Raw genomic sequence first — 8,670 nt, forward strand, 5'->3', positions numbered from 1 at the left:
GACTGGCCCGGCTACAGGTCGATTTCAGCCAGGTGGGATTTTGGTTACGGTTGTAACGAAGAAATCCGGCCGGCCGTGATCAGCCTGAATGCAGATGGCGGGCAAGACATTGTGCGACGGCGGCCGACAGCAGCGGCTTCTTGATGACTTCGCTTATGCCGGCCGCCGTCAGTTGGCGCGACCGCAGCTGACGGCCGTAACCGGTCATCAGCACGACCGGAAGGTCGGGCCGGATCTTGTGCAACCGGCCGGAGAATTCGATCCCTGTGATGTCGGGCATGACCTCGTCCGTCAGCACCAGGTCGAAGCGTTCCGGATCGGTGCGAAATGCGCTGAGAGCCGCGGGGCTGCGGTCGAACCCGACCGGCTCGTAGCCGAGCGCGGCGAGCATTTCCTCCGCAAGTTGCATCAGCGGCGTGTCGTCGTCGACGACGAGGATCGTCTCGCCGTTGCCATGCTTGACCGGCACCTCGGCGGCGTCGCTCTCGTCCTCGTTCTGGGTTGCTTCGGCGGCCTCGATCCGCGGAAAATAGATCTCGAAGGTCGTGCCTTCGCCGGGCTTGCTGTTCACGTCGACCGCGCCTCTGTGCGCCATGACGATGCCGTGCACCGTCGACAGGCCGAGCCCGGTGCCTTGCCCTGCCGGCTTGGTCGTGAAGAACGGCTCGAAGATACGCTCGAGCGTCGCCTGATCCATGCCGCTGCCGGTGTCCCTGACGGCAAGGCGGAGGTAGCGCCCGGCAGGCAGGTTGCCGTGCGATAGCATCCGCGCCTCGACGAATTCCGTCGTGTCGAGACCGATTTCCAATGCGCCGCGGTTGTTCATCGCCTGCGCCGCGTTGGTGCCGAGGTTCATCACCACCTGCTGAAGCTCGGTCGGATCGCCCATCATCGCCGCATCCGCGGCTGCAAGACGCGTCTGCACTGAAAGCGTGGCGGGGAACGAGGCGCGCAGCAGGTCGATCGCTTCGGCAACCACGGCTTCCGCCCGCAGCGCGTGATGCTGCCGCTCGTGACGACGGCCGAAGGCGAGGATCTGCTCGGTGACGTCCTGCGCCCGCCTGCCGGCCTGCATGATCTGCTGGACGTAGCGCCGCGCGCGCGACTCCTTCAGCAGCACCGCCAGCGCCATCTCGCTGTAACCAAGGACGGCACCGAGGATGTTGTTGAACTCGTGCGCTATGCCGCCGGCGAGCGTCCCGATCGCTTCCAGCCGTTGCGACTGATTGAGCCGCGCCTGCAGTGCCTCACGCTCGCGTTCGTTGTGCTCGCGCACGATGGCATTGGCGAAAATCTCGGCTGCGGTGCGCAGCAGTGCAATGTCGTCGTCGGCCCAATGCTTTTCGTGCGTGACGGTATCGAGAGCCAGAAAACCCAACCGCTCGCCGGCATGCCACATCGGTATGCACAGCCACGATCGAAACTGGTGCGCCTGCAGCGATGCCTTCTCCCGCCCCTCGGGAAGCTCGCCGACGCGGGGAACGTCGATGCAGCCCTGCCGCTCGTGGTCGGCCAGCGTCCAGCGTGAAGCCAGCTCGATCATGTCCTTCGACAGATGGGGTGGCCTGCTCCCGCCCGGACGGCGATAGAAGTAGCCGCCGGAAGGATCGGCGATGTGGCTGACGAAAATCTGGGCGCCGTCGAGCCCGGCATGTTCGACCAGGCACGCGAGGCCCTTGCTGATGCCGGCGCGGATGCGGTCACGCGGCAGATTGATGAACTGCGTGGAGATCGAGGCGATCAGGCCCTCGAATTCCAGCCGCTCGCGCAGGATCCGCGCGTTGCGGCGCAGGCGGGCGAACAGGTAGGCGACATAGCCGACGAGGCCCAACGCGGCGACATAAAGCAGCGTCTGGAACAGTTCGGCCCGCGCCGCGGCCCGCCCATGCGCACCGAGATAGACGTCCTGCAGCGCGCGAGCCCGCCCGCTCGTCGGCGCGGTCTGCAGGCGGGCGACGAGATCGTCGACCGCCGGAAGCCTGGTGACGATAAGCCGGCCGTGGGAGACAAGCGAGAGCACATCGCTTGCAGGCACGGCATCGACGGAGGGCCGTGCCAGCCGGTCGAGTGCGGCGGTTACTGCTTTTGCCGCATCCGGCTGGGGATCGCTGATAAACCGCGACATTGCGACCATCAGGGCTCCTATCTCGACCGCTCGAAGGCCGTCACCCTCGCTCGTGAGACGACCGCTCATATAGTTGAAAAAGTTCAGCGAGTTCTGCAGCAGCGCGTTATCGGACTTGAACCTCTCGACGAGCGCTTCCTCGTCGCGGATCGCGGCGATGACTTCGGCCATCCGCTTGTCGATGTCCGCCCGTGTTTCGCCGCTTGCTACGTCGCGGGCAGCCGGCAGCGTCTGCGTCGCCTCATCCAGGTTCTCGATCGACCGCACAAGCGGATCGTAGCTGCGCAGCAGCCCCGCGCGTGCCCGCAACACATCGCGTTGGAGTGCGGCGTTATAGAGGATGACGGTCCTGAGCGCATCGAGCGTGTGTTCGTGACGCGCCGCATCGGGAGCCGTGCCCTGCACCAGGAGGTAGGTCAGGGCGATGAGCAGGCAGGCAACGATCGGCGCCAGGATGCGTAGCGACTTCATTGCTGCAGACGATCGGCTGCGCTGGTCAACGGCCGGCCGCGATACTCGCCCGTCAGTGTCCCGAGGAATTCGACGATGAGATCGGCATCGCGCTGGTCGAGCTCCCGGCCGAGTTGGTTGCGCGCCATGATCTTCACCGCGTCTGCGAGCGATGCGGTGCGGCCATCGTGAAAATACGGCGCCGTCACCGCGACGTTGCGCAGGCTGGGAACGCGGAACACATGGCGGTCGCTCTCGGCGCCGGTAACGGCGAAGCGGCCGAGATCCGCCTTGGTCAGGGTCTTCTGGCGAGCGAAGGGATCCCGGAAGATGCCGAATTTCTGAAACAGATTGCCGCCTACGTTGGCGCCCTGGTGGCAGGCGACGCAGCCATACGCTTTGAACAGTTGATAGCCGTGCTCTTCGTCGGTCGTGATGGCGTCGCGTTCGCCCTTGAGATAGCGGTCGAAACGGGCATCGGGCGTGATCAGCGACCGTTGAAAGACAACAAGCGCGTCGAGCACGTTTGTCCGGTCGGGAATGGCGCCGTAGACCCTCGCGAACCGCTGCGAATACTCAGCATTCGAGCGAAGCTTGGTCAGCAATTCCTCCCAACTCGTATTCATCAGCCTGTCATCGAGCAGGGCTGCCTCGTTCTGCTCCTCGAACGTGCGGAAATTGCCGCGCCAGTTCAGCCGGAAATCGAGCGCCGCGTTGAAGACGGTCGGCGTGTTGAAATCGAGCGGCTTGCCATCCGCCGCCACGGAACGGGCCAGACCGTCGTCGCCGCTGAGATCGAGCCTGTGACAGGAACTGCAGGCGACGACATCGCCATGCGACAGGCGGGCATCGTTGAACAGGCTCTCGCCAAGCGCGATCTTCGCCCGGTCGGAGGGGCCGCTGGCCGTGATCGGTGCAATCGGCTCGCCCATCGGCGGGGCCGGCTGATTGCTCTGGGCCAACGCAAAAGGTGCCGCTATTGCCAGGCAAAGCGGAACAAAAAGCCCCGCCCGAACCTTACCAATCTGCTGATGTGCCATCGAGCGAGCCTGTGGCAGGGTGTGCGATCACGTAGATCATCGGCGTTCACCAATAAATCGCCGAAAATCGACGTTTAAATAAAGCAACGGCTCGGTCATGAGTTCCATGCTTGCGGACGGTGCGAGATGTCAGCCGAACAAAACATTCGCCACGAACAGCAGTCGAGAGGCAGTATCGAGCAGCCAGCGGCGCCGAAGCATATCCTTGTCGTCGACGACGACCCCGAAATTCGCGATATGCTCACCAATTACCTGGAGAGCCAAAACTTCAGGGTTAGCGCGGTCGCCGACAGCCGGGCCATGTCGCGCGTCCTCAATGAAAAGCCCGTAGACCTGATGATCCTCGACATGCGGCTTGCCGACGAGGACGGGTTCGACATCATGCGGCAACTCGGCAGTCCGCCGGAAGCGCCCATCATCATCATCACCGGCCACAGGTGCGACGAGGTGGATCGCGTCGTCGGCCTGGAACTCGGCGCCGACGACTACATCACCAAGCCCTTCGGCCTCAGGGAGCTGCTGGCGCGCATTCGCGCCGTGCTGCGGCGATCGCGGTCGACGCAGCCGCATCCGCGCGGCAAGAAACCCATACGCTATCGTTTTGCCGGCTGGGAGCTCGACATGCGGATGCGGCGCCTGAGGTCGGCGGCGGGCGAGGCAACGCCGCTGACCGCCGGCGAGTTCAACCTGCTGACGGCGTTCCTGAAATCGCCGCAGCAGATCCTGAGCCGCGAGCAGCTTCTCGCTGCCAGCCGCGTGCACGACGAAGAGGTGTTCGACCGCAGCATCGACGTGCAGATATTGCGGCTGCGCCGCAAGCTCGAGGTCAATCCGAGCGAGCCGAAGCTCATTGTTACGGAGCGTGGCGCCGGCTACATATTCGCGACTGCGGTCGAGGTACTTTGAGCCGCTGCCGCGCCCAGCCTACTCCGCGCTTCTGAGCCAGACCAGCATCTCGCCGGGATCGCGGTTGTCCCAGGCAAAGTACGGCACGGCGGTGATTTTCGCGCCCTCGAGCGCCGGCGGTTCGGTGCGGTAGAGCCCCTCTTCCCAGTTTTCGAAAGCCTCCTTTTTGGCAACCGCCGAAAGTGTCACAACGCCGCCCAGAAGGTTCGGCTGCTGATGCGCCTCAATGTCGGCCGTGCGCGGCAGAGCGATGCGGTGCAGCTGGCTGGAATTGTCGGTCTCCTCGACGCAATAGATCAGCGGGCCGCGCGCCAGTGCGACGCGGCCGATATCCTGCCGCACCTGCGGGTTGGCGTAGAGGCGGTCGACGGCCATTTCGAGGTCGAGCTCGACGCGGTCGCCTTTGCTCCATTCGCGGCGGGTCGCGGCATAACCGTCGCTGCTGATGGCAGCCAGATCGACATCGGCGCCGTTGACCTTGAGCGCTGCCTTGCGGCACCAGGCCGGCAGACGCAGGTACAAGGTGAACGCGGTCGGAGCTTCCGGTTCGACAGAGATCGAGACCGCGCCGTCCCAGGGATAATTGCTCGTTTGGGTGAGCTCTATCTGCGTCCCGGCAATATCGAAACGAGCCGTGCCGTTTCCATAGAGATGGACGGCGAGTGCATCGTCCGACAGGCCGTAGAAATAGCTGCCGATCGAGGCGACCATGCGCCCGACATTGGGCGGGCAGCACGGGCAGCGGTGCCATTTCCAGCGGTGGTGGGCGCCGCGGCTTTCGAGCGGATTCTCGTAGAAGAACAGCGAGCCGTCGAGCGACAGGCCGGAGATCGAACCGTTGTAGAGCGCCCGCTCCATGATGTCGGCGTAGCGCGCATTGGGACCCATGCCGAGCATGCGGCTTGCCCAGAACACCAGGCCGACCGAAGCACAGGTTTCGGCATAGGCGGTGTCGTTGGGCAGGTCGAAATCGGCGGTGAAACCCTCATTGTGCGAGGACGGCCCGAGGCCGCCGGTGACGTAGAGGTTCTTGGTCATGAGGTCGTCCCACAGCCGGTCGAGCGCCACCCGCAGCGTGTCGTCGCCATATTCGGTGGCGATGTCGGCCATGCCCGAATAGAGATACATCGCCCGCACCGCATGGCCGACGACCTTGTCCTGCTCGCGCACCGGTTTGTGCGACTGGTTGTATTCGTAAGTCTTGAAATGATAGGCCTTGGGGTCGGCGCCGCGGGCGCGCGCCTCCTCGTCGAAATAATGCGGCTCAAGGCCGCGCTGGTCGATGAAGTATCTGGCTAGCTCCATGTATTTGCGCTCGCCGGTCACCCGCGCCAGCTTCACCAGCGCCAGCTCGATCTCCTCATGGCCGCAATAGCCCTTCTTCTTGCCGGGCTCGGGACCGAACGTCTCGGCAATGTGATCGACATAGCGGCACATGATGTCGAGCAGCTTGCGTTTCCCCGTGGCCTGGTAGTAGGCGACGGCGCCTTCGATCAGGTGGCCGGCGCAATAGAGCTCGTGGCAATCGCGCAGGTTGGTCCAGCGCAGGCCCGGCTGGATGCGCTGGTACCAGCTCGACAGATAGCCGTCGGGCTGCTGCAGCTTTCCATACATGTCGATGACGGCATCGATCTTCTTCTCCAGCTCGTCGTTGCGGCGGCGATAGAGCGAATAGGCGGCGGTCTCGATGGTCTTGCCCCAATCCGAGTCCCAGAACATCTGCGTCGTCACCGTCGATCCGGTGAACTCGTTGCCGGCGGTGGCCGCCTCGTCCGGTGAAGGTGAGTGGAACGGGATGACGACGCCGGGCGACGGCCGGTCCGGGTCGATCTGCTCGAGCATGCGCGCTTCGACGCAGCGGTCATAGAGGATGCCGGCGGTCTTCGAGGCGACGGCATCGACGCGGTCGCCCCAGAAGCCGCGCACAACGACCTGCGGCACCGGCAGCGGGCGGAAGGCGAGTTTCGGCTTGGCGCCCTGACTGGCGGATTGCGATGCGGTCATCAATTTACTCCCGTTCGATTTCTTGTGGTCACTTCACGGCCCCTGCCATCAGGCCGCGGATGTAGAAGCGCTGCAGCAGCAGGAAGAGCACCAGGCACGGCACCATCATGACGGTGACGCCGGCCTGCACGGCACCCCAGTCGATGGCGCCGAAGCGGCCGGACTGCAGCGCCGTCATCATGATCGGCAGCGTGAATTTCGACTGGTCCGTCATCAGCACCAGCGCAGCCAGAAACTCGTTCCAGGCGCCGAGGAAGGCGAACAGCGCGATGGTGACGATGCCCGGCCAGACCAGCGGCAGCATCACCCTCAACAGCATGGTGACGTTGTTGGCGCCGTCCATGCGCGCGGCCTCCTCGATCTCGCGCGGCACCGCATCGAAGGCGTTGCGCATCATGAAGATCGAGAACGGCAGCTGCAGCGTGACGTAGACGCAGACCAGCCCGGTCAGCGTGTTGTGCAGGCCGATCTTGGTCAGTACCAGGAAGATCGGCGTCAGGATCGACTGGAACGGGATCATGATCGTCGACAGGATGACGACGAACAGCAGGTTCTTCAGCGGAAAGCGGAAGCGCGAGAAACCGTAGCCGGCGAGCACGCTGACGATCACCGACAGCACCACGGTCATGACCGAGACGTAGATGCTGTTTTGCGCAGGCAGCCAGAGGCCGTCGCCAAAGGTGTTGAGCGTGGCGTAGTTCTCGAGCGAGATGCCGCTGGTCGGCCACGGCGGCAGCGGCGGCTGGCGCGCCTCCTGAGCCGGCTTGAAGGCCGAAAGCACCGTCCAGGCGATCGGCGCCAGGAACAGAATGGACGCGATGATGCCGGTCGAGTGCTCGGCGATCTGCATGCCGATGCGGCGTTTGCGGGTGCGAGCCTGCGCCATCAGTCGACCCCCTCGGGATTGCGCAGCAGCCGCAGCTGGATAAGGCTGAGCGCTACCAGGATGACCAGCAGGACCATCGACAGTGCTGCGCCATAGCCGAGCTTGAACGACACGAAGGACTGGTTGAAGATCCAGTAGACGGCGGTCAGCGTCTGGTTGCGCGGGCCGCCGCGCAGAATGATGTAGAACTGGTCGAAGGCGAGGATCGAGCCGGCAACCGACAGGATCAGCGCCAGCGCCAGCGTGCGGCGCATCAAGGGCAAGGTAATCGCCCGGAACCGCGCGAATGGCCCTGCCCCGTCGATCATCGCCGCCTCCTGCAGGTCCGGCGGGATCGACTGCAGGCCGGTCATCAGGATGATCATGGTGAAGCCCGCCACCTTCCACACGACCATGGCGATGATCGACCAGAAGGCCGGCTGGAAGGTCGCCAGCAGGTTGAATTTCTTCTCGGTCAGGCCGAGCTCGAAAGCGGCCGGGCTGAACAGGCCGGAATCGACATTGAGCAGCCATGACCACAAAAGGCTGGCCGAGGCGAAGCCGATGACCGCCGGCATGAAGAAGGACGTGCGGTAGAAGCCGGTCAGCTGCCGCGGCCTTTCGATGAACAGCGCCAGCGGAAAGGCGACGGCGAAAATCGCGATCGTCACCACCACCGTGTAGTAGCCGGTGAACTTCAGCGCGTTCCAGAAACGGGTATCGCGCAGGATCGCCCAGTAATTGTCGAGCCCGATAAAGCTGTGCGCGCCCATCAGCGGCCAGTTGTGCAGCGACATCCAGGCGGTCATGCACAGCGGCACGATGAAGAAGACGACGACAAGCGCAACGGCCGGCGCGACATAGAGCAGGCCGATCCACTGCCGGCGGCCGGCGCCGACCAGTTTGTATGCGCGCGCTGGCGCGGCGGTGGTTGCTGTGATGGTGGTCATCGCTGGCCTTCTCCTTCTCCCCTTGTGGGAGAAGGTGGATCGGCGCGAAGCGCCGAGACGGATGAGGGGTGTTGGAAGGAATGCCGTCCGAGCCAAGCTGGAGCACCCCTCATCCGTCGCCTTCGGCGACACCTTCTCCCACAAGGGGAGAAGGGGGAGCCAACGTTGCGACGGCGTACTGTGATGGTGCTCATGCCTGTTGTTCCATTGGCGGGACGTCCCCTCCCCCTCGAGGGGAGGGTCCGGCCGAAGGCCGGGGGTGGGGTCCTCTGCGAAGTGGGCCGCCCCTTATTTTTTTTGGGGCACCAAAAGTTGCTTTTTAAAAAAAAA

6 protein-coding genes are annotated in these 8,670 nt (G+C 64.1%); 1 reads left to right on the top strand and 5 read right to left on the bottom strand.

Annotated features, from left to right (window positions below; genetic code table 11):
• Positions 1 to 79: 79 nt before the first annotated feature.
• Together NKH60_RS21550 and NKH60_RS21555 are read right to left on the bottom strand one after the other, a co-directional pair.
• Positions 80 to 2,596 (bottom strand): two-component system VirA-like sensor kinase, encoded by a 2,517-nt coding sequence (locus NKH60_RS21550; RefSeq protein ID WP_352873257.1) that lies wholly within the window; start codon positions 2,594 to 2,596, stop codon positions 80 to 82.
• Entirely contained in the window at positions 2,593 to 3,507 is a 915-nt protein-coding gene (locus tag NKH60_RS21555) for a cytochrome-c peroxidase (protein ID WP_352831763.1), read from the bottom strand. The genes NKH60_RS21550 and NKH60_RS21555 overlap by 4 nt, the downstream gene beginning before the upstream one ends.
• 234 nt (positions 3,508 to 3,741) lie before the next feature.
• On the opposite strand from NKH60_RS21555, the gene NKH60_RS21560 reads away from it, so the two are divergent.
• Positions 3,742 to 4,521 (top strand): response regulator, encoded by a 780-nt coding sequence (locus NKH60_RS21560; protein ID WP_352771583.1) that lies wholly within the window; start codon positions 3,742 to 3,744, stop codon positions 4,519 to 4,521.
• A gap of 18 nt (positions 4,522 to 4,539) precedes the next feature.
• Here NKH60_RS21560 and NKH60_RS21565 read toward each other — a convergent pair whose 3' ends face one another.
• From NKH60_RS21565 to NKH60_RS21575, 3 genes are read right to left on the bottom strand one after another with little or no spacing between them, the layout of a single operon-like run.
• Entirely contained in the window at positions 4,540 to 6,525 is a 1,986-nt protein-coding gene (locus tag NKH60_RS21565) for a glycoside hydrolase family 127 protein (RefSeq protein WP_352873259.1), read from the bottom strand.
• Between the two features lie 28 nt (positions 6,526 to 6,553).
• On the bottom strand, positions 6,554 to 7,411 hold the full coding sequence (locus tag NKH60_RS21570; RefSeq protein WP_023674366.1) for a carbohydrate ABC transporter permease: 858 nt from the start codon (positions 7,409 to 7,411) through the stop codon (positions 6,554 to 6,556).
• Positions 7,411 to 8,340, bottom strand: coding sequence for a carbohydrate ABC transporter permease (locus tag NKH60_RS21575; protein ID WP_352452309.1), 930 nt, complete (start codon positions 8,338 to 8,340; stop codon positions 7,411 to 7,413). Before NKH60_RS21575 ends, NKH60_RS21570 begins: the two co-directional genes overlap by 1 nt.
• Between the last annotated feature and the right edge of the window lie 330 nt (positions 8,341 to 8,670).

This window comes from Mesorhizobium sp. M1006 (assembly GCF_040318825.1).
Classification (GTDB): Bacteria; Pseudomonadota; Alphaproteobacteria; order Rhizobiales; family Rhizobiaceae; genus Mesorhizobium.

Bases quoted from the DNA above. Each gene is read 5' to 3' on its own strand.
- NKH60_RS21575 (WP_352452309.1), bottom strand. From the start codon at position 8,340: ATGACCACCATCACAGCAACCACCGCCGCGCCAGCGCGCGCATACAAA.
- NKH60_RS21570 (WP_023674366.1), bottom strand. From the start codon at position 7,411: ATGGCGCAGGCTCGCACCCGCAAACGCCGCATCGGCATGCAGATCGCC.
- NKH60_RS21560 (WP_352771583.1), top strand. From the start codon at position 3,742: ATGTCAGCCGAACAAAACATTCGCCACGAACAGCAGTCGAGAGGCAGT.
- NKH60_RS21565 (WP_352873259.1), bottom strand. From the start codon at position 6,525: ATGACCGCATCGCAATCCGCCAGTCAGGGCGCCAAGCCGAAACTCGCC.
- NKH60_RS21550 (WP_352873257.1), bottom strand. From the start codon at position 2,596: ATGAAGTCGCTACGCATCCTGGCGCCGATCGTTGCCTGCCTGCTCATC.
- NKH60_RS21555 (WP_352831763.1), bottom strand. From the start codon at position 3,507: ATGGGCGAGCCGATTGCACCGATCACGGCCAGCGGCCCCTCCGACCGG.